16 protein-coding genes are annotated in these 21195 nt (G+C 37.7%); 9 read left to right on the top strand and 7 right to left on the bottom strand.

Annotated features, from left to right (window positions below):
• Positions 1-207: 207 nt before the first annotated feature.
• Positions 208-2895, bottom strand: a complete 2688-nt coding sequence (gene acnA / locus ACFIK6_RS01055; protein ID WP_375641399.1) for an aconitate hydratase AcnA — start codon at positions 2893-2895, stop codon at positions 208-210.
• Between the two features lie 297 nt (positions 2896-3192).
• On the opposite strand from acnA, the gene ccmA reads away from it, so the two are divergent.
• Genes ccmA through ACFIK6_RS01030 form a run of 5 tightly spaced genes read left to right on the top strand, consistent with a single transcriptional unit; the run spans position 3193 to position 6114 of the window.
• Entirely contained in the window at positions 3193-3804 is a 612-nt protein-coding gene (gene ccmA / locus ACFIK6_RS01050; protein ID WP_375641397.1) for a heme ABC exporter ATP-binding protein CcmA, read from the top strand.
• Between the two features lie 11 nt (positions 3805-3815).
• The gene (gene ccmB / locus ACFIK6_RS01045; RefSeq protein ID WP_375641396.1) at positions 3816-4481 is read left to right on the top strand and encodes a heme exporter protein CcmB; all 666 of its coding nucleotides are present in this window, start codon (positions 3816-3818) and stop codon (positions 4479-4481) included.
• Positions 4482-4527: 46 nt separating this feature from the next.
• Positions 4528-5307 (top strand): heme ABC transporter permease, encoded by a 780-nt coding sequence (locus ACFIK6_RS01040; RefSeq protein ID WP_375641394.1) that lies wholly within the window; start codon positions 4528-4530, stop codon positions 5305-5307.
• On the top strand, positions 5295-5546 hold the full coding sequence (locus ACFIK6_RS01035; RefSeq protein ID WP_375641393.1) for a hypothetical protein: 252 nt from the start codon (positions 5295-5297) through the stop codon (positions 5544-5546). The genes ACFIK6_RS01040 and ACFIK6_RS01035 overlap by 13 nt, the downstream gene beginning before the upstream one ends.
• Positions 5521-6114 (top strand): DsbE family thiol:disulfide interchange protein, encoded by a 594-nt coding sequence (locus ACFIK6_RS01030; RefSeq protein WP_375641392.1) that lies wholly within the window; start codon positions 5521-5523, stop codon positions 6112-6114. The genes ACFIK6_RS01035 and ACFIK6_RS01030 overlap by 26 nt, the downstream gene beginning before the upstream one ends.
• Positions 6115-7208: 1094 nt before the next feature.
• On the opposite strand, the gene ACFIK6_RS01025 is transcribed toward ACFIK6_RS01030, so the two are convergent.
• The 3 genes from ACFIK6_RS01025 to ACFIK6_RS01015 are packed head-to-tail and all read right to left on the bottom strand — an operon-like array spanning position 7209 to position 10393.
• The gene (locus ACFIK6_RS01025) at positions 7209-8210 is read right to left on the bottom strand and encodes an Hsp33 family molecular chaperone (protein WP_375641390.1); all 1002 of its coding nucleotides are present in this window, start codon (positions 8208-8210) and stop codon (positions 7209-7211) included.
• A 36-nt stretch (positions 8211-8246) separates the two neighbouring features.
• Positions 8247-9182, bottom strand: a complete 936-nt coding sequence (argF, locus tag ACFIK6_RS01020) for an ornithine carbamoyltransferase (RefSeq protein ID WP_375641389.1) — start codon at positions 9180-9182, stop codon at positions 8247-8249.
• Complete coding sequence (locus ACFIK6_RS01015; protein WP_375641387.1) at positions 9179-10393, bottom strand: aspartate aminotransferase family protein; 1215 nt, start codon at positions 10391-10393, stop codon at positions 9179-9181. The genes argF and ACFIK6_RS01015 overlap by 4 nt, the downstream gene beginning before the upstream one ends.
• Before the next feature lie 486 nt (positions 10394-10879).
• Between ACFIK6_RS01015 and ACFIK6_RS01010 the strand changes: the two genes are divergently transcribed.
• Positions 10880-11422: a GcrA family cell cycle regulator gene (locus ACFIK6_RS01010; RefSeq protein ID WP_375641386.1), complete on the top strand. Its 543-nt coding sequence runs from the start codon at positions 10880-10882 to the stop codon at positions 11420-11422.
• A 924-nt stretch (positions 11423-12346) separates the two neighbouring features.
• Here the strand turns inward: ACFIK6_RS01010 and ACFIK6_RS01005 are convergent.
• Positions 12347-12922 (bottom strand): Smr/MutS family protein, encoded by a 576-nt coding sequence (locus ACFIK6_RS01005; RefSeq protein ID WP_375641385.1) that lies wholly within the window; start codon positions 12920-12922, stop codon positions 12347-12349.
• A gap of 52 nt (positions 12923-12974) precedes the next feature.
• Entirely contained in the window at positions 12975-13667 is a 693-nt protein-coding gene (locus tag ACFIK6_RS01000; protein ID WP_375641383.1) for a Tim44/TimA family putative adaptor protein, read from the bottom strand.
• A 172-nt stretch (positions 13668-13839) separates the two neighbouring features.
• Between ACFIK6_RS01000 and ACFIK6_RS00995 the strand changes: the two genes are divergently transcribed.
• Together ACFIK6_RS00995 and secB are read left to right on the top strand one after the other, a co-directional pair.
• On the top strand, positions 13840-14334 hold the full coding sequence (locus ACFIK6_RS00995; RefSeq protein WP_375641382.1) for an FxsA family protein: 495 nt from the start codon (positions 13840-13842) through the stop codon (positions 14332-14334).
• Between the two features lie 141 nt (positions 14335-14475).
• A complete protein-coding gene (gene secB / locus ACFIK6_RS00990) occupies positions 14476-14952 on the top strand; it encodes a protein-export chaperone SecB (RefSeq protein ID WP_375641381.1) in 477 nt (158 codons plus the stop codon).
• 65 nt (positions 14953-15017) lie between these two features.
• Here the strand turns inward: secB and ACFIK6_RS00985 are convergent, their stop codons facing one another.
• Entirely contained in the window at positions 15018-17318 is a 2301-nt protein-coding gene (locus tag ACFIK6_RS00985) for an NADP-dependent malic enzyme (protein ID WP_375641379.1), read from the bottom strand.
• A gap of 195 nt (positions 17319-17513) precedes the next feature.
• Between ACFIK6_RS00985 and mutS the strand changes: the two genes are divergently transcribed.
• A complete protein-coding gene (gene mutS, locus ACFIK6_RS00980) occupies positions 17514-20258 on the top strand; it encodes a DNA mismatch repair protein MutS (protein ID WP_375641378.1) in 2745 nt (914 codons plus the stop codon).
• The last annotated feature ends 937 nt before the right edge of the window (positions 20259-21195 follow it).

Below are 21195 nucleotides of genomic sequence, written 5' to 3'. Positions count from 1 at the left end.
AAATGAATCTAAAGAACAACTCTACCAATATAAATAAATCCAACCCAAGCAAAACTATAAAGCTGCCTATAACTCGTGTGACTTATAGCGCAATCCTAAAGCTAACGTCAATTAAATTTTCAAAGATAGTTATAAAAAACGAAGCCAAACTCTTTGATCCGCAACTTTATAGCTTAATAACAGATACTCCTTAACAAACAAAAGAATTTAAACGGCTAGCTTACGCAAGACATATTGCAAAATTCCCCCATGATGCAAATAGTCTAGCTCATCTTCAGTATCAATACGACATAATAACGGAACGGTTTTTACCGTACCATCAGAAAAAGTAATTGTTGCTACTGTCTTTTGACGAGGTTTCAAGTTATGAATTCCTTCAATTGTTACCTTTTCATCTCCCTTTAAGCCCAAAGATTTCCAACTTACACCCTCCTCAAAGACAAAGGGAACAATGCCCATACCAACAAGATTAGAGCGATGAATCCTTTCAAAAGACTGCACAATCACTGCTTTTACACCAAGAAGATTGGTACCTTTGGCTGCCCAATCGCGGGATGATCCATTACCATATTCAATACCAGCAAAAACAACGAGCGGAATACCTTCTTGTTTATACGCCATAGCCGCATCGTAAATGGCTTGTTCTACCACTGACGGATAATGAACCGTATAACCTCCTTCTCGACCATTTTCCCCTAACATGAAATTACGAATACGAATATTGGCAAAGGTCCCACGCACCATAACTTCATGATTCCCACGACGCGTTCCATACTGATTAAAATCAGCCACTTTAACACCATGATCCATTAAATATTTTCCGGCAGGAGAAGCTGCTTTAATAGAACCAGCAGGAGAAATATGATCCGTCGTGATTTTATCACCAAATAAACCTAAAATCCGTGCATCTCTAATATCTGGTAAAATATCAGGTGTTTTCTGCATATTATCGAAATAAGGTGGATTGCGTACATAGGTGGATTGCTCATCCCAAGAATAGGTAGAACCCGTAGGAATCTGAACTTTTTGCCAATTTTCATCTCCCTTAAAAACATCTGCATACTTTTCGGCAAAAACCTTACGCGTGACATTTTTTTCGATAAACTCTTGTATTTCTTGAGAAGTTGGCCAAATATCTCTCAAATAAATGGGGTGACCATTTGAATCTTCACCAAGAGGTTCCTTGGTTAAATCTTTACACACCGTCCCGATGAGCGCATGTGCAACAACTAACGGTGGTGAAGCTAAATAATTCGCTTGCACATCAGGGGAAACACGCCCTTCAAAATTACGATTTCCGGAAAGAACTGCAGATGCAATTATACCATTGTCATTAATCGTTTTGGAAATAGCTGGGTGCAAAGGACCTGAATTCCCAATACATGTTGTGCACCCAAATCCTACTAAGTTAAATCCTAATGCATCTAAATCTTTTTGCAGACCCGAATTTTGAAGGTAAGCCTCAACGACTTGTGAACCAGGTGCAAGAGAAGTTTTTACCCATGGTTTGCTCTTGAGACCTTTTGCCACAGCATTTCGTGCCAAAAGACCCGCTGCAATAAGAACACTTGGATTCGATGTATTCGTACACGACGTAATCGCAGCGATCACCACATCACCGTGACCAAGCGTATATTCTTCACCCTCAACCTGATAACGCTTATCTTGTCCAGAAGTCTTCTTATAGTCTTCGACCAATGCCTTTTCAAAACCCTGCCCAACATTTTCCAATGCAACACGTCCTTCAGGACGTTTAGGACCAGCCATTGAAGGAACAACAGTTCCCATATCTAATTCAATTGTATCACTAAAAATGGGATGAGCTACCATTTCGTCATGCCACATCCCTTGTGCTTTGGTGTAAGCCTCTACTAAAGCAATTCGATTTTCATCACGCCCTGTCATATTGAGATAACGCACTGTCTCCTTATCAATTGGGAAAAAACCACACGTTGCTCCATATTCAGGTGCCATATTTCCAATCGTTGCCCGATCAGCAAGCGTCATCTGCTCCAAACCAGGACCAAAAAACTCAACAAATTTACCGACAACACCCTTCCGGCGTAGCATTTGGGTCACCGTTAATACGAGATCGGTAGCTGTTACACCTTCTTTAAGTTTACCTGTTAGACGAAAACCGATCACTTCAGGTAACAACATAGAAACAGGTTGGCCTAACATTGCAGCTTCTGCTTCAATACCACCAACACCCCAACCCAAAACCCCTAAACCATTTACCATAGTCGTATGCGAATCAGTTCCCACACAGGTGTCAGGATAAACCGTCTCACACCCCTCTTCATTCTTCATCCATACACATTGTGCTAAATATTCTAGGTTAACCTGATGACAAATCCCTGTTCCTGGAGGAACAACGCGAAAATTTTGAAAGGCTTGCTGCCCCCATTTAAGGAAACGATAGCGTTCACCATTGCGTTCATATTCATGCTCAACGTTTTCCTTAAAAGCCATGGAATTGCCAAAAGCATCAACAATAACGGAGTGATCAATGATGAGATCAACGGGAATGAGAGGATTGATTTTTTCAGCGTTACCACCAAGTTTAACCATAGCATCACGCATTGCAGAAAGATCAACAACTGCTGGAACACCTGTAAAATCCTGCATAAGAACACGTGCAGGACGGTAAGCAATTTCTGCCCCAGCGCTCCCTTTGTCGTTTAACCACTTAGCAACATTGAGGATATCCTCTTTTTTAACTGTGCGACCATCTTCAAATCGCAATAAATTTTCGAGAATAACTTTCATCGAAAACGGTAAACGAGAAACACCTTCAAGGCCATTCTTCTCCGCTTCGATCAAGCTATAATAAGTATATTCTTTGCCACCAACATTTAATACTCTGCGACAATTAAAGCTATCAATTTGAGTCATGACTGTCCACCCTCATACTATAACCACCCAATTTCCAGGAATGAACAACACAAACTACGAGTCAAGGTCGCAGCTTGAGCGCAGACGCAACTACCTCCGCTATCCATTTCCCCCTCCACCCTCTCATAGGCAAATGCGGAAATCAGCGCCAGAAACCATTTTACACCAGATATTGATGTAAGGTATCCCTTATAGAACTATTTCTAGAACTATTCTAGGTACAATTGAATAAAAAATGTGTTTTTTATTCAATAATGCAATAAAGAATATGAAAATAAAAACAAAATAGGCAATCACATGGTGTTATCAGGCAAAGATTTAGCCGCTTACAGAAATGAGGAAATTCTGTTTAAAGGTCTTTCTTTTTGTTTATTTTCACGGCAACTGATGACAATCACCGGCCCTAATGGTATCGGAAAGTCTACATTACTCCGAATCATTGTTGGTCTTCTTGAAGCTTCTGAAGGTCATATAATACTTAAAGACCATGATCAAATATACCCTGTTGCAACTGCGTGTCATTATCTTGGTCCTCAAAATGCTATGAAGCCTCTCTTATCTGTTATGGACAATTTGCAATTTTGGGCAAATTTTTACGGTCAACATTCACGCTTTGTGCATGAAGCTCTTGCCGATATTGGTCTTTCTAACCTTGAACATTTACCCTTTAACGCTCTGTCAACTGGGCAACAAAGACGTGTAGCTATTGCTCGCCTTTTGCTCTCCTATCGTCCTCTTTGGATTTTAGATGAACCAATATCTGGGCTTGATAACCATGCTCAAAAACTCCTTACTTGTATTTTCCAGCGTCATCTCAATCAAGGTGGTATGATTATCGCTGCAACTCATAATTTCCTAGGTATTCCAGAAAACCATAAAATTGCTCTGGAAAAATTTTCACCTCTCTAGGAGAGAATCAAATGAAAGCATTGTTCTGGCGTGAGCTTAAACTATTATTAGCACCACAAGCCTCTTCACTAAAAGGACTATTGTTTTTTATCGCTGTTGTTGTCATAACCCCCTTTGCCATTGGACCAGATCCCAAAATTCTTGCACAAATAGGGCCTGGTATATTGTGGTTTGGAGCCTTTCTTGCTGGACTCCTCAATCTGAACAAACTTTTCCAAATCGATCGCGATGATGGTAATCTCGACCAATTTATCCTTTCAGGGAAAAGACAAAGTTTTACATTAATTATCTTTACCAAATGTCTTGCCCATTGGGTAGGGACAATGCTTCCTCTTATTTTTGCTACACCTATTTTAGCCCTCATGCTCCATTTAGATCTAACAATAACTTTTACAACAATACTTACCCTTTTATGCGGAACACCAGCCATTATTTTTATTGGCGCCATAGGAGCTGCACTCGCAACCTCATTGTTGCACAGTACTCTGCTTATTTTTATCATTATCTTGCCGTGGATCATTCCAATTATGATTTTTGGTGTTTCTGCTGCTACAGCCCCAATAAATCCAAATATTTCTTTTCTCACGTCCTTGGCTCTTCTCAGCGCTTTTTCACTTCTTTTGAGTCTCTTTGGCTCTTTTGTTGCTGCGATAACGCTTAAACTTTTATCAGAATAATAAAAGATGATTGCCGCATAGCAAAACTCTGCCTATTATGAATTTCATGAATGAACTATCTCGTACATATAAAATCAGATCGCTTCCTGCAAGTTTCACCTTTTTCATGAAAATAAGCAGTATCGTCTTACCTTGGTTGGCCGGCATAACATTGTGTTTCCTTATCTTAGGGCTTATTCTGGTGATGCATTCCCCTGATGACTATCAACAAGGCATTACTGTTAAGATTATGTACCTTCATGTACCCTTTGCGTGGTTGTCGACATTCTGTTATGTAATGATGAGTGCAGCGGCATTAGGAAATCTGATTTGGAAATATCATCTTGCTGATGTGGCACTTAAATGTGGCGCGCCTATTGGGGCAATTTTTACTGCCTTGGCTCTCATGACAGGAGCACTTTGGGGGCGACCTACATGGGGAACGTGGTGGGTCTGGGATGCACGGTTAACATCAGTTTTAATTCTGCTTTTTATCTATCTTTCCATTATCCTGCTTGGACGCGCTTTTGACAACAAAGTAAAAGCCGCTCGCGCTACTTCAATTCTTACACTTGTTGGGTTTGTTAATATTCCTGTTATTAAATTTTCCGTTAATTGGTGGAATACATTGCATCAACCAGCATCATTGTTACGTGCTGGAGGATCAACAATCGACAATGCTATGTTATGGCCCCTTATAACAATGCTATTTTGTTTCATCTTTATGTTTATTGCGCTCTATTTGATGGCTATGCGAAATGAAATCAATCGTCATTATATCCGAATACTTCAGATTAAAAAATCCCGTCGTGCACAACAACAGGACGCTTCATCATGCTCGACCTAAATAGCATCCAGGGCGGACTTTTAGGAAATCTATCTCAGAAAATTGATTTTTTCCTTAGCACCCTTAAACACGAGCAAATTGTTGTTTTAAGTTATGTGCTTTCTGCAATATCCCTCTTATGTCTTATTGGATATATTCTTTGCAAAGCCCTATACCAAAAAAAAATTCTCCAACAGCTAAACAAAAAAGAGTTGTCACAAAAAGAAAAGTATAATGAAAAACATCCCTCCAAAACTTAAAAAAAATATATCTTTGCCTGTTCTGCTTGTTTTTTTTGGACCATTTGTACTTTTTCTTCTTCTCATGGTGCTTTTTTTCAACTTTATGGATAAAAAACACCTTAAAGATTCTTCTCTTCTTCCAAACGCATTAGCTGAAAAATCTGCTCCTAATATTCATCTTCCTCTTCTTGATAAAGAAAGTTATCTCAATTCAAAACAGTTTAAAGGACGTGTCACATTGGTCAACTTTTGGGGCTCTTGGTGTTTGCCCTGTCGCGAAGAGCATCCTATTCTTATGAAAATTGCACAAGATAAACGTTTTGATCTGATTGGTATTAATTATAAAGATAACAAAACTAACGCCCTGCGCTTTTTAAACAATTTTGGCAATCCTTTTAAATTTATTGGCTTTGATGTTTCAGGATATACAGCCATTGATTGGGGAATATATGGACCCCCAGAAACCTTTCTCTTGAATAAAGAGAGCATCATTATTGCCAAACATGTTGGTCCCTTAACATGGCAAATTTATCAAAAAAAAATTCTACCCAAAATTGAACAAGCGATCATGACAGAAGAAAAATAAAATATCAACATATTGATTTATAAATAATAATTTACAATCTTTATCTGTTAAATGACAATACCTTATACTATGAGATTTTTCAAAGTTTCTATATGTTGAATCAAAAAAACATTTAAGATAAAGGCTAAAAATACCTTTTATGAATTGTCTAAACGTGAAAATAATTGGCAATATTTTAAGTTGAAAAATATAATAATGCAGGTTTGTAAAAACATAACGTTTAATCATGCTATGTATGCTATTTTATTTATACGACCCCTCATTCTTCTTAGGAAAATTTGGCAAAAGCATTACCATTGTTGATTCAAAAACATGTGTACAGAAATATCTGTAGAGCAAACCTCCAAAATATGACAAAATTTAAGTAGTTTTCATTTTTCTTTAGCAATTAAATATCTGTTTAGGAGCTTTATTTTTAATTAGTTGGACAAAACAATATTGCTATAGAAACATCGCTAAATTAGTGAAGAAACCAACTATTATTTTCAAAATCATATAGTGCTCTGTCTCCGCTTTTTTATCTGAAATGCACATTGTTATGAGGAGACCTCACCACTATTTTCATCTTTATAAAATAACAAATCCGTTCCTTCGCAGCATCATTGTTATATTTATTCCCATTACACTATCTGTTCGTAATAGACTCTATAAAGTCCATATTGAGTCTATACATTATTTATTCTCTCGATAACTTCTCTTATGATTATAGCTAATGAGCTTTTTTGACTCTTAAATAAGATAAATCCGAGTAAGAAAATATGACTACAATCAAAAAATCTTATTTAACAGAGAAAATAAGTTATGAGTATATAATCAATCTATCAATGAATATTATAAAAGAATTCATTGTAAGAAATAAACTTTTGAGATGTAAAAAGTAAAAAAGAAGCTTTTTCGAGAGGAGAAAATATATTGTACAGAGAACTCTTTTTAAGCACTCTATGACGTAATTGCTGATTTCAGCAGAAAGATCACTCGTATACATTAAAAAACTTTAAGAAAAGAAATACTCTACAAGTTCATATGAGCTTAGGCGTAAATTTTTATGATGCAAATAAAAGTTGCAATCATCATTTTTTATGAAAAACATTTGATTATGTTTTTTCTTCTAAAAACTCTTGCGGTGTAAAACAATATGTTTTTGAGCAAAATTCACATGTGACTGAAATATATTTATTTTTAACCATTTTATTGCGTTCATCAATAGAAAATCCTGCTAGGATTCCTTTAATTTTTTCGTGTGAACAAGAACATTGATCGACAAGAGAAAAAGGATTAAAAACTCTAATACCTTGTTCATGAAAAAGACGAAACAAGAGCTCTTTGCTACCGACTTGAGGATCTGTTAATTCTGAACTTTCAATCGTTGCCATGAGCATTTTAGCTTCCTGCCATTGGTTATCCAATTGGGTATGGGTTTTCGTTTCTTCTCGCTTTTGATGAGGAGCATCTATTTTATGATGAGACGATTCTTGGGGTAAAAGTTGGACCAAAATACCTCCAGCTCGCCAGCTTTTCTGCGTTTTTCCTTGTTGGTCACGATTAATTAATATAGCAACAGCCAAGCGGATATCGGTAGGAATTTGTTCTGATCGATCAAAATAAATACGAGAAGCTTCTTGTAAATTTGATCCTTCTAATGCAACTATCCCTTGATAGGGTTGCATATGGGGACCTTGATCAATTGTGAAGGCTAAAGTGCCTTTTCCTAAAAGTGTTTCTGAAGAGATTTGATTATTGTCTATGGCTTGTTTAAGCTGTTCTTTATCAAAACGAGCGTATCCACGTAAACTGGACGGAGGCGAAAAATCGCACACCAACATATTAACCGGCCCATCGGAATGAGTTTGTAAAATAAATTTTCCCGTAAGTTTTAGAGAAGTTCCAAGCAGAACAGTTAAAAGTAAAGCTTCTGCTAGAAGATAAGAAACCGGTTCAGGGTATTGATGTCTGTTAAGAATAGAATTTAAAGTTTTCCCAAGTTGTACAGCACGTCCACGGATATCAAGTTCTTCAACTTGAAAGGGAATAACACTATCATCTTCATACAAGAAGTTGTTGTTAAGAGAGGCTTCATCTTTAGCTTGTTCACTCATAGCTTTGCCTTTTTTATATAATTTGTTGTAGGAAGGCTATTGTGGAGAGAAAAACGCATCTTGTAAACACCAAGAAAGAATTGCTTTTTGAGTATGAAGACGATTTTCAGCCTCATCGAAAACAACGGAGTGCGGTCCATCAATCACAGAATCAACAACTTCTTCACCACGATGAGCAGGAAGACAATGCATAAAAAGAGCATCAGATTTTGCTAATTTCATGAGAGATTCATTGACTTGATAAGGCTGAAAAATAGAATGACTGCGAGCACGAAATTCTTGTCCCATGGAGACCCATGTATCGGTCATAATACAATCAGCATCTTGAGCTGCTTTTTGGGGATTATGGGTTAGTGTAAGGTGCGCTCCTCGTTCACGTGCCCAATGTATAAATTTTTCTTGTGGTTCACTGCCCTTTGGAGTGGCAATACGCAAATGAAAATCAAAAAGAGTTGCGGCTTCAATTAAGGAATGGAGCACATTATTACCGTCCCCCATCCACGCAAATATTTTTCCAGAAATTGGTCCCCGATGCTCTTCATAGGTTAATATATCTGCTAGAACTTGGCAGGGGTGTGTATCATCTGTAAGGGCATTAATGACAGGAATTTGTGCATATTGTGCCAATTCAAGCATACGTTGATGTTTTGTGGTTCGTAATATCACGATATCCACAAAACGGGATAAAACACGAGCCGTGTCAGCTATAGTTTCACTATGACCAAGCTGCATCTCTGAACCTGTGAGCATGATTGTATCTCCGCCAAGCTGACGCATACTGATATCGAATGAAACACGGGTTCGTGTGGATGGTTTTTCAAAAATCATCGCAAGCGTTTTACCCATAAAAGGTTTTGAACCTTTTCCTGCTTTAAAAGATGCTTTAAGGATTTTTGCATAGTCGATCAGTGCGCGTGCTATTGCTGGCGTTAAAATGGATAAATCCGTGAAATGACGAAGAGCATTTGTCATGTGTGTGATATTTGTCTTTCTTTGTTTACTTGCGAAAGATAAGCTATTGCTTTTTCAATACGATGCAAACTTTCATCTATTTCTTCTTCCCTAATGATGAGAGGAGGCAATAAGCGCACAACGTTGTTGTTGGCAGCAACACTTAAAAGATATTCATTTTCTAAAGCATTAACGACAAGATTTGAAGACACAACACACTGAATACCCACCATTAGGCCCATCCCCTGAACTGCGCAGATAACATCAGGATAGCTATTGAGAATGTGCAAAAGTCCACTTTTTAGTTTATTTCCCATGCACTGAACATGGTTGAGAAAATTTGGCTCTAACAAAATATCAAGAACACTATTTCCTACAGCCATTCCAAGAAGATTTCCTCCAAAGGTTGAACCATGGGTCCCAAGTGTCATGCTTTTTGCAACTTTATCCGTTGCAAGGCAAGCACCTAATGGAAATCCTCCTCCTAATCCTTTTGCGAGGGTAAGAATATCAGGCGAGACATCACTCCATTCATAAGCAAAAAGCTTTCCTGTTCGTCCTATACCCGTTTGGACTTCATCCAAAATCAATAACAGACCATTATCATCGCATATTTTGCGCAAAAATCTTAAATATTCATGAGAAACCGTTCGTATTCCTCCTTCTCCTTGAATAGGTTCAATAAGAACAGCGGCAGTATTTTTATTAATAGCGTTACGCAAAGCGATTTCATCACAAAAAGGTACTTGAATAAATCCACTAGCTTTAGGTCCAAAGCCTTCAAGATATTTTTCATGCCCAGTCGCAGCAAGTGCTGCAAGTGTACGTCCATGAAAGGCCCCTTCAAAAGTAATAATTTCAATGCGTTCTGAATGACCCGCAGCATAATAATAATGGCGTGCCGTTTTGAATGCGCACTCCAATGCTTCAGTGCCTGAATTGCAGAAAAAAACCTTATCCGCAAAACTATTTGCACAAAGCCGTGTAGCAAGAGATGCTTGTTCAGGAGATTGAAAAAGATTAGAAACATGCCAAAGTTTTTCAGCTTGCATTTTGAGCGTATCAACCAATTTTGGATGTGAATACCCTAATGCATTAACAGCAATACCAGACGTGAAATCAAGATAATGCTCTCCCTTATCGGAAATAAGCCATACACCATGCCCCTGTTCAAAATGCAAATTTCGTCGTGCGAAGCATTCATAAAGTGGTTGTATAGAAACGGCATCCATCATAATTTCCTTTATATTTTAACCTTTTCAATATATATACAAAGTAACACTACAAATAAAACAACATGGTACATTTCGCTACGGTGCTTTCAACATTTCATTACGATTAATGATTACACCTATGGAATAGATCATTACACCAATTGAAAAAAAGTCAATAAAGGTTCTACCAATAAGCATTTTGGGGAAAAGCCTTAAACAAAAGTGATAGTTTAACCTATGATTGATTTGCAAGTTGGGGAAAACATTCTAAATAAACTCTTCAAGAGGTAAAGACTCTTGTCATAGAGTGAGTGCATATTGTAATTTACAATATAATAAGAAAGATGATGTGTTTTGATTTGTAAGTCCACAGGTTGGATGATTTTCTTATGCTCGCTTAGAGTGTAAAACTCTTTCATTCAGCGTAATGAAAATATTATTTAAACATTTGAAGATGCAAAGGGGGAGAGCATCTTAGTGACATAATCGGAATGGAGTGCTGGTATGGGTTGGACATGTGAACGCGTTGAGCTTCTTAAAAAGCTTTGGAGTGAAGGGTTAAGTGCAAGTCAAATCGCTGCTCAATTAGGTGGGGTCAGTAGAAATGCAGTCATCGGCAAAGTACATCGATTAAAGTTGCCAGGACGTGGTAAGACAGCACAAGGAAGCGCACGTGCGCAAAAAACTCCCATGGGAAGCAGCCCACCATCTCCACGTGTGCGTCGCAACACGTCCACGGTATCGCCAATAAACACATCATCTGTAAGCTCTGTAAGTATTGAAGAAACAGCTTTAAAGACAGAATTTGTAGTGGAAGATGTAAAAGAAGTTGATGTATCCACAAAATCCAATGTAGTTGTGCCTATATCACGTCAACTTAATCTTCTACAATTGAGTGAAAATACATGTAGATGGCCGGTTGGCGATCCACTATCAGCAGATTTTCATTTTTGTGGTGCAGATTCTGATGAAAATAGCCCCTATTGTGCCTTTCATGCTAAGCTAGCATTTCAACCAATATCTGAAAGACGTCGGATAAGAGTGTAATATCCTCGATTGAATCTCATATTTTATGCTTTCTGCGCTTCGTTATTAAATTTTAGTTATCAAATTATTATGAGAAAGAAATTTGATGAAGCTTTTGATGAATGAAAAAAATTCTTCATGAAATCATTCAGCGAAATTGTATCTTTTAGTGCTATTGCATAGCTATATATTGTAAAGTTTCTTGTTTATTTTCAAGATTCTCTTTAATTTAGTTGTACTGATTTTAACACTATCCATAGCAATCTCTTTTGAATAATACAGTTTCTCAATTTTTCATGTTGTTATTTTTCATGTATTTAATAGAGTAATGCTGTGGTTTATAAAAATAATGTATCGCTTCGCAACCTGAATGAGATTCATCAATATCTCTCTCATTTTAAGCCCTCTTATATTGAATCAATAAAAATCTTTCGTTTGGGTGTCACGAGCGAGATGAGAGCTGTGGAGAGTAAAAACACTTAGAGAAAAGCTTGCCTCTTATAAATGCTTTCAAGTACCAAGGGCTTCAAGGGGTGTCGCAACATTGGGAGCTGGCAAAGTGTATGATGATGCCAGCGTGCTCTTTTATAAAGCATAAAGATAGGGAGCGCTCAATGGATTTACCGTTATACCCTTCACAAATGGTGTCGCGAAATGGGCTGGGGAGCATTGAGAAATATTTCTTTAAAACAAGCTCGTGAATATATGCAATCCAATGGCATTCTGTTTTACGTAAGGCATGTACCCCATTAAAGCATGCGATAAACAAAAGCGTGCAGTAATACCTAGAATGTAAAATAATATATTTATAATTTTTTATAAAAAATTATAAATAAGGGGATATTGTAATTCAAGGCTCTTACGAAACATACGAAAACTATAAATTATTACGTATAAATCAATATTAAACCTAGAACAACCACAACAACATCACTTTCCTTTTCCCTACACAAAACGGCGCAACCAAACATAAAGCGCACCTTCTCCTCCATGCTGACGCGCTGCTTGCTCAAACGCGTGGACATAATATCGAAAAGCTGGTGTTGATAACCAATACGGAACAAACCTATACAAAGCTCCATCGCTCCCAACGGATCGTCCTTTTCCTGTAATCACAAGGACATAACGCAATCCTCTCTGCTGAGAGGATTGTAGAAAATTTTTTAAGAAAAAATAAGCTTCTTCCTGCATATAACCGTGGAGATCAAGACGCGCCTCAAGAGGATAACGACCTTGGGAAATTTTACGATGTGCAACATGATCAAAGAAATGAATCTTTTGTGCTTGTGTAACTGCCCTCTTTCCTCTTTTATTAATCGTCGAGGATTGTTGATTTTTCTGAGATAATGTGGAGATTTGAGTTACAGGCTGTTTTTTATCATTAATATTTGCAATCATTTCTGAAGTAGAAGACAGCATCTTACCATGAAGCGGCGTTATCGTACGACAAACCATCTCCCATAAAAGGCGATCTTGTGAAGCCAATAAATCTCTTTTTTGTCTCCATTTACTTGAGGACATTTTAATTTCTCATAAATCATTGAATGCTTATGGAAGAAAAACAAAAAGTATTTTAATTTTCATTTTCTGTAGCAAAAAGTTTCCAGTTGGGATCTGACGACAAACTATTGCGAACAAAAGTCCAAATATCCCTAATTTCTACAATAGCATCAGGATCACCGTCTATACGCTCGCCCTGTTCATTATAAGTAACAGAAATCATCTCACTGACAATACGTATTGTTAAAAGTTCATCCTTTTCTTGTATTGCCGCCGCAACAAATTCAATCTTATTAATTCCAACAAAAGTGAACTCTATTCTTTCTTTATTTTTTTCTCGTTGCTCAATAGCCGCACAAAAGCTCTCAAAAACATCCTGACACAGCAAGCTTTTAAGTTGATTGAGATCACCTTTGGCAAAAGCTGTTACAATCATTTCATAAGCAATTTGTGCACCTTTTATAAAAAATTGAGGAGAAAAATGAGGATCAATTCTATGCAATTCCCGCAAATTTTTATTCAAAATACTCCCCTCCGGTGAAATTTTATCAATTTCACTAAAGTCATCTTTTTGTGAATTTTTATGATGAGGGAACGAAACAATATTATCAGCCGTTTCTGCTTCAACCTGTTTTTTAGAACGACGTGAATAAGGATCAAAGGGGGGCTTTTCAAACCCAATTCGTTTCCCTAATACATTACGGAGTTGCACAAAAATAACAACCATAACAACAAGAGCTATGACAAGTATAACGTCAAATTCCATGGGCGCTGTCAATCTCCAAAGCTTAAATCTCTAATAAACATTGCAGTCAATACCATTTATCAATAAATATGTAAAATAAGGAATCTTATCATTCAAATATTTTTATAGATTTTATATTAAACGGAGTGCTCTTAAGAATTTCTCCCCACCTCATCCAGAAGGAAATTTTCATGTGATAAAACTTTATTCTATAAACCCTCGTTTTTTTGTTGTTATCTTTCTTTGCATTCTTTTAATCGAGATTGCTGGTTTTATCTTTGTTGGTCAAGAAATTGGTATTTTGGCAACTTTGAGTTTGGTTATTCTCACAACCATAGTTGGGGTTGTTTTATTGCGAATTCAAGGGATTAGCCTTTTAAAAAATATACAAACTGAACTTATCCAAGGACGCACATTAGAGAATAATATTATTAATGATGCTTTCATCATGTTTAGTGCAATTTTACTTATTCTTCCTGGCTTTGTAAGTGATCTCTTGGGAATATTACTTCTTATTAAACCAATTCGCTCTGTTGTTTGGCATTTCTTTACATCATTAAAAAACAAAATGAATCCCAATACTAAAAGAAAAAATGACTCTGAAAAAATAATTGATCTTAACGCAGAAGATTACACAATTTATGATACGACAGAATCTCCATGGCGCAAAAATAATGATAACCATTGAAATGCCTAAAAAATCTGTAACAAACTAAAAAAATATTCAAGATAAAGAGCGCATTTCTTGCAACCTTTTGCAAGGCGTGATAACCAATTCGGACTTTAGATCTAAATAAATATACATATTATAATGAGAGAGGTTCGTCGTATGGCCGAAGGTGAAATAAATAACAGTGGTGGAGAGCCGGTTTTTGCTGTATTAACTCAATATTTAAAAGATTTATCATTCGAAAACCCAGGTGCTCCTCGTTCATTGCGTGCACGTGAAAAGTCACCACAAATTGATATCAATATTAACGTCAATGCGAACCCAATTGGTGATGACAATTATGATGTCGTTTTGTCTCTCTCCGTCAAAGCCAATGATGAAACTGAAACATTATTTCATGTAGAATTGATTTACGGTGGTGTTTTTCACCTTAAAAACATTCCACAAGAACATGTGATGCCATTGGTCTTTATTGAATGTCCCCGTCTTTTATTCCCATTTGCTCGCCAAATTATATCTGATGCTACTCAAAATGGTGGTTTTCCACCTTTGTGGATTGATCCTATTGATTTTGCAGCACTCTTCCAAAAGCGTCTTGCTGAAGAACAAAAAGACAGTCAAATACAGCCCTCTTAAAAAATTTATTCTTTGCTATCAAAAGCCCCTTGATATATTATTGGTATATTAGGGGCTTTTTTCCTTTAGACGACTTTTGCGGCATGATAAGCCGCAAGCATTGCAATATTGACAACATCTGTATCGCTTCCACTAAACGGTACAATTTGGACAGATTTTTCCAATCCAATTAAAATAGGGCCAATGATGGTTGCTTCACCTAGTTCTTGTAACATTTTGCTTACAATGGAAGACACGTGATATCCAGGCATAACCAAAATGTTAGCGGGTTTTGTTAATCCCATAAATGGATATTGCTGCATCAATTTGGAATTGAGTGCCACATCGGCGCTCATTTCTCCATCAAACTCAAAATCAACCTTGCGTTCATGCAAAATATTAATCGCATCCTGAATTTGCTGTGTGATCGGCCCTTTCATATAACCAAACGTAGAAAATGCTAGAAATGCTACCCGTGGTTTATATCCAAATCCACGTACAAACGAAGCGGTTTGTTCCGCTATATCAGCAAGTTCTTCAGCATTAGGATTTTCATAAACGGCTGTATCCGCAATAAACACAGTTCTTCCACGGCACATAGCCATTGAGATACCAATCAATCGTTCTTTTGGTTTTTCATCAATTGCACGACGTATATCAATCAGCGCTGTTTCATAATTGCGTGTCACCCCTGTAACCATTGCATCAGCATCTCCTAGTGCCACCATACACGCAGCAAAATAATTGCGATCATTATTGATACGACGATGACAATCACGCAACAGCCAGCCTTGACGCTGCATCTTTTTATAAAGATAATTCGCATAAGCATCTGTACGGCAAGAAAGCTTAGCATTCATAATAGAAATACCTTCACGATCCAGATCAATTCCAGCGATAACAGCCGCTTCTCTTACTTGCTCTTCACGACCAACCAAAATCGCTTGTCCTAATTTTTGATGAACATAGGAAACGGCCGCCCGCATAACTTGCTCTTCTTCACCTTCTGCAAAGACAATTTGTTTTGGCGCTTGACGAACATGATTATAAATCCCACGCATCATCGAGGAAGTAGGATCACGTCTCGCATTCAAATCGCGCTCATAGGCCTCTAAATCATCTATGTTCTTTTGCGCAACACCGCTTTCCATTGCTGCTTTTGCTACCGCTATTGAAACAACCGTTAATAAACGCGGATCAAAAGGAACAGGGATGATATAATCAGGACCAAATTTTAATCGCTTTCCACGATAAGCTTCTGCAACGCTGTCAGGCACTTCTTCATGCGCTAAATTGGCAAGAGCCTTTGCCGCAGCAATCTTCATGTCTTCATTAATAACTCTTGCACGCACATCAAGTGCACCACGAAATATATAAGGAAAACAGAGAACATTATTAATCTGATTTGGATAATCGGAACGTCCTGTTGCGACAATGGCATCATGACGCACTTGCATAACCTCTTCCGGCGTAATTTCTGGATCGGGATTAGCCATAGCAAAAATGATCGGCTGGGGGGCCATGGATCTTACCATTTCAGGAGTAAGAGCACCTTTAGCAGAAACCCCAAAAAATATATCTGCACCTTCCATTGCCTCCACAAGCGTACGTTTATCTGTTTGAATAGCATGCGCAGATTTCCACTGATTCATTCCCTCTTTGCGCCCTTCATAGACCACACCCTTTGTATCACATAATATGATATTTTCGGAACGAAAGCCCATCGCTTTAATCAATTCAATACAAGCAATCCCGGCAGAACCAGCACCATTACAGACTAACCGCGTATTTTGCATATCGCGCCCTGTTAAAGTCAAAGCATTGAGAACACCAGCAGCAACAATAATTGCTGTACCATGTTGGTCGTCGTGAAAAACAGGTATATTCATCACCTCGCGTAGGCGGCTTTCAATCATAAAGCACTCAGGCGCCTTAATATCTTCAAGATTAATTCCACCAAAAGAAGGTTCTAAATGACGCACCAAATTGATAAAACTTTCTGTATCGTTTATATCAATTTCTAAATCAATGGAATCAATATCCGCAAAACGCTTAAATAGCACTGCTTTGCCTTCCATGACCGGCTTAGAGGCAAGGGCCCCTAAGTTGCCTAACCCTAAGATAGCTGTACCATTTGAAATAACAGCAACAAGATTTCCTTTTGCTGTATAATCATAAGCTAGCGCTGGATTTTGAGCAATTGCCTTCACTGGAACTGCAACACCTGGTGAATAAGCAAGTGCTAAATCATGCTGTGTTGTCATAGACTTTGTTGCAACAATCTCAAGCTTTCCTGGTCGACCACGACTATGAAAATCTAGAGCTTCTCGTTCGCTCGCACTGTAAACAGTTTGAGACATTTTCTGATCCTGCTCGCTTTTTTTCATCTCACTTTATTTTCTCCAAAAACAGTGTAAATGTTGCTTGATAATGCGTATAGTCATTAAATTTGATTCATATATTAGAAATCGCTATTCTTGCCTTAGCAAATCTGATGATGCGTTGCAATTTAGAGATAAATAGATATTGAAGTAAACAAAAAAGAGTAAAAACTTCACTTAAAGGAAACAGGCCTCGTACAAATGGATAAAAAAAACAACCATAAAAATAATTTAATTCCACAGCCTGCCTCCTCATCTGCTTCCTCTCAAGAACGTCTGACACCTATGATGGAGCAGTACATAGAAATCAAAGCCGTCCATCATGATTCCCTTCTCTTTTACCGAATGGGGGATTTTTATGAATTATTTTTTAATGATGCGATTGAAGCTGCTCAGGCTTTAGGAATCACACTCACAGCACGCGGAAAACATTTAGGACAAGATATTCCTATGTGTGGTGTTCCCGTTCATGCTGCAGATGATTATTTACAAAAACTGATTGCTTGTGGTTACCGTGTTGCTGTTTGTGAACAAATAGAAGATCCTGCTGAAGCAAAAAAACGTGGCTCAAAATCTGTTGTTCGGCGTGATGTTGTTCGCCTTGTAACACCTGGAACGATAACAGAAGAAAAACTCCTTGATCCAACACGCGCAAATTATTTTATGACACTTTCCCGTATAAAAACTAGCGATGGAGAGGAATTTGCTCTTTCTTGGATTGATATCTCAACAGGCATATTTCGTGTAATAGAAAGCCGCCAAGAGAAACTTTTAGCAGATATTATGCGTGTGGATCCACAAGAAATTATTGTTGCTGATTCATTCTTTCATGATAAATCTCACAAACCACTTTTTAATGTTCTTGATCGTATTGTTTCACCTCAACCTGCTTGTCTCTTTGATGCACTGACTGCTGAACGCGATATTTGCAATTATTTTAAACTCTCAACTCTTGAAGGCGTTGCCGATTATTCACGTTCCGAACTCTCTGCTATTGTAGCTGCTATTCGTTATATTGAAAAAACACAAATCACGCATCGTCCTCCCCTCATGCAACCTGAGCGCCAAAATGAAAGTGCGACTCTCTTTATTGATGCCGCAACCAGATTAAGCCTTGAACTTATTCGTACAACTTCAGGTCAACGGGATGGAAGTTTATTAAAAGCTATTGATCGCACTGTAACAGGAGGGGGATCACGCCTTCTTATTGACCGCCTTATTGCTCCCCTTACCACTCCTTCAGCTATTGATACGCGTTTGGATTCTATCGATTTTTTTCTACGTAATCCTTCTCTTGCAGAAGCGATAAAGCTTATTTTAAAAGGGGGACCAGATATGCCCCGCGCCGTTTCACGTTTGGCTCTTGGACGAGGAGGTCCCCGTGATATGGCGACAATCCAGCGCGGCTTTGAAATCATTCGTGAATTGCATCAACTTCTTGATAATGAGCTTCTGCCTCAAGAAATAAGTGATGTACAACAGATGTTCTCAAACTTACCCACAGCGTTATATTTTCATTTAGAACAAGCATTAGCTGATGATCTCCCACTCCTTAAACGTGATGGTGGTTTTATTCGTTCCAATTATCATAAAGAGCTCGATGAAATGCGTGCTTTACGTGATGAATCGCGCCGTGTCATTGCTGAACTTCAAGCGCAATATGCCCAAGAAACAGATATTAAGACGCTTAAAATAAAGCATAATAATATTCTAGGTTATTTCATTGAAGTAACCAGTACACAAGCATCTGCTCTTACAAATAATCCACAAGCTAAAGCACGTTTTATTCATCGGCAAACAATGGCAAACGCTATGCGTTTTACGACAACAGAGCTCGCTGACCTTGAAAGCCGTATTGCCCATGCTGCCAATCACGCATTGACACTTGAACTAGAGATTTTTGATATTCTCGTTCAGGAAATTACTGAACAAGTTGATTTTATTCGTAAAGCCTCTGAAGCACTTGCTATTTTAGATGTCTCTGTCGCTTTAGCATATCTTGCTGAAGAACAAGGATATTGCCGCCCTAAAATTGATCTTTCACTTACCTTTCATATCACAGCAGGACGCCATCCTGTCGTCGAGCAAGCACTCCGCAAACAAGCAGCAGAACCTTTTATTGCCAATAATTGCGATCTCTCTGTGCAAGAAAATCAGCAATATGCAGCAATCTGGCTGTTGACAGGGCCTAATATGGGAGGAAAATCAACTTTTTTGCGGCAAAATGCTCTTATTGCTATTATGGCGCAAATGGGGTCCTTCGTTCCAGCAACTTCAGCACATATTGGTGTCGTTGATCGCCTATTTAGTCGCGTTGGAGCTTCCGATGATCTTGCACGGGGGCGCTCAACCTTTATGATGGAAATGGTTGAAACAGCAACGATTCTTAATCATGCTAGCCACCATTCCCTTGTTATTCTTGATGAAATAGGACGTGGAACATCAACCTTTGATGGACTTTCTATTGCTTGGGCTGCTGTTGAATATCTCCATGAAGTTAACCATTGTCGTGCTATTCTGGCTACCCATTTTCATGAAATGACTGCACTTACCGAAAAACTTGACAGACTGCATAATGTAACCATGAAAGTCAAAAATTGGGATGGTGATGTAGTTTTTCTTCATGAGGTCACACCAGGAGCTGCTGACCGTTCCTATGGTGTACAAGTCGCAAAGCTTGCTGGACTTCCCCCAGCCGTTATTACACGAGCAACAGATGTACTCCATCAATTAGAACAAGGTGAAATGGCTGGAAAAGGACATAAACTCATTGATGATTTACCACTCTTTTCTCTTAAAGCAACATCTCCCGTCAATGAAGCAAGAAACAAACATTGTGTACTTCACGAAGCTTTAAAAAATATCCATCCCGACGAACTCTCCCCTAAACAAGCTTTAGAAGCAATTTACCACCTCAAACAGCTTGAAAAGAGTAACCCTTTATAGAAAACGGATGTTATTTTTATTAAAAAACCTTCTTAATAGGAGATGAAGTATCCCTTTTTGATATGCTACAGCACAAACTGTTGTTACCGTATTCCCATCGCTTTTCTACAAAATATATTTTGATAAGTGTAATGCATATAGAGGCAAAATCCTATGCATTATATTTCATATTTCCTTAGATCAATATTGTCCCGTATACAAAAAATTGGTCAATATCGACTATTTTTACAAGATAGTCGTTTTTTGTAAAGATTGTCATGAAATCTCCTCCACCTTGCAAATACGCAATATTTAATGAATTATGCTTTTTCACAATCAATATTATTGTTATCATAGCAACAGTTTTAGTTTAAAGCTGTCGGTGTTGGGATACCACCCCATTTTGCATAATAAATTCATAGATAATGGGTCTCGCATTTTCTTCACATTTTAAGTTATAAAGAGCTCTTTTACTGTTTTCATATGAACCATATAATCAGATATATCACAGCAGCATTTTATTTTCCTAAACATCCTTTGAACTCCTTCCCGCACCTCAAAGGATGAAGATTTTCATTCGAACCAAGCCTGCAAACAGTCCAGATTCTAACGGGTTTTGCCTTGAATTCCCAGTCATAAGATTCACTTAAACTCAAAGCTTTACAAACAAGTCTAAGAATATTCACCACGCACTAAAAAACACTTAATATATTAACGAGGATGCTCTATATTACAGCCCTAAATGGCAGTGTTTTACGGTACTGCAAGATAATGCCACCAGTACAATAAATATCTTTCATAAATATGAGTAACAAGAAATCGTAATTTCGTATAAAATTGGAATATGATATGAATAGTAATCATACCATATCTATCTTTATCTGTCTTACCTAGCTGCTAAAATAAGCAATCCTCAGCAGCTTTTAGTCGTATTGATAGCTTTTTAATCATACTGATC

The organism is Bartonella sp. AS69XJJH (assembly GCF_042195585.1).
Taxonomy (GTDB): domain Bacteria; phylum Pseudomonadota; class Alphaproteobacteria; order Rhizobiales; family Rhizobiaceae; genus Bartonella.
Note: the sequence above shows the minus strand (reverse complement) of the source record. Positions and strands in the feature narration are given on the sequence as shown.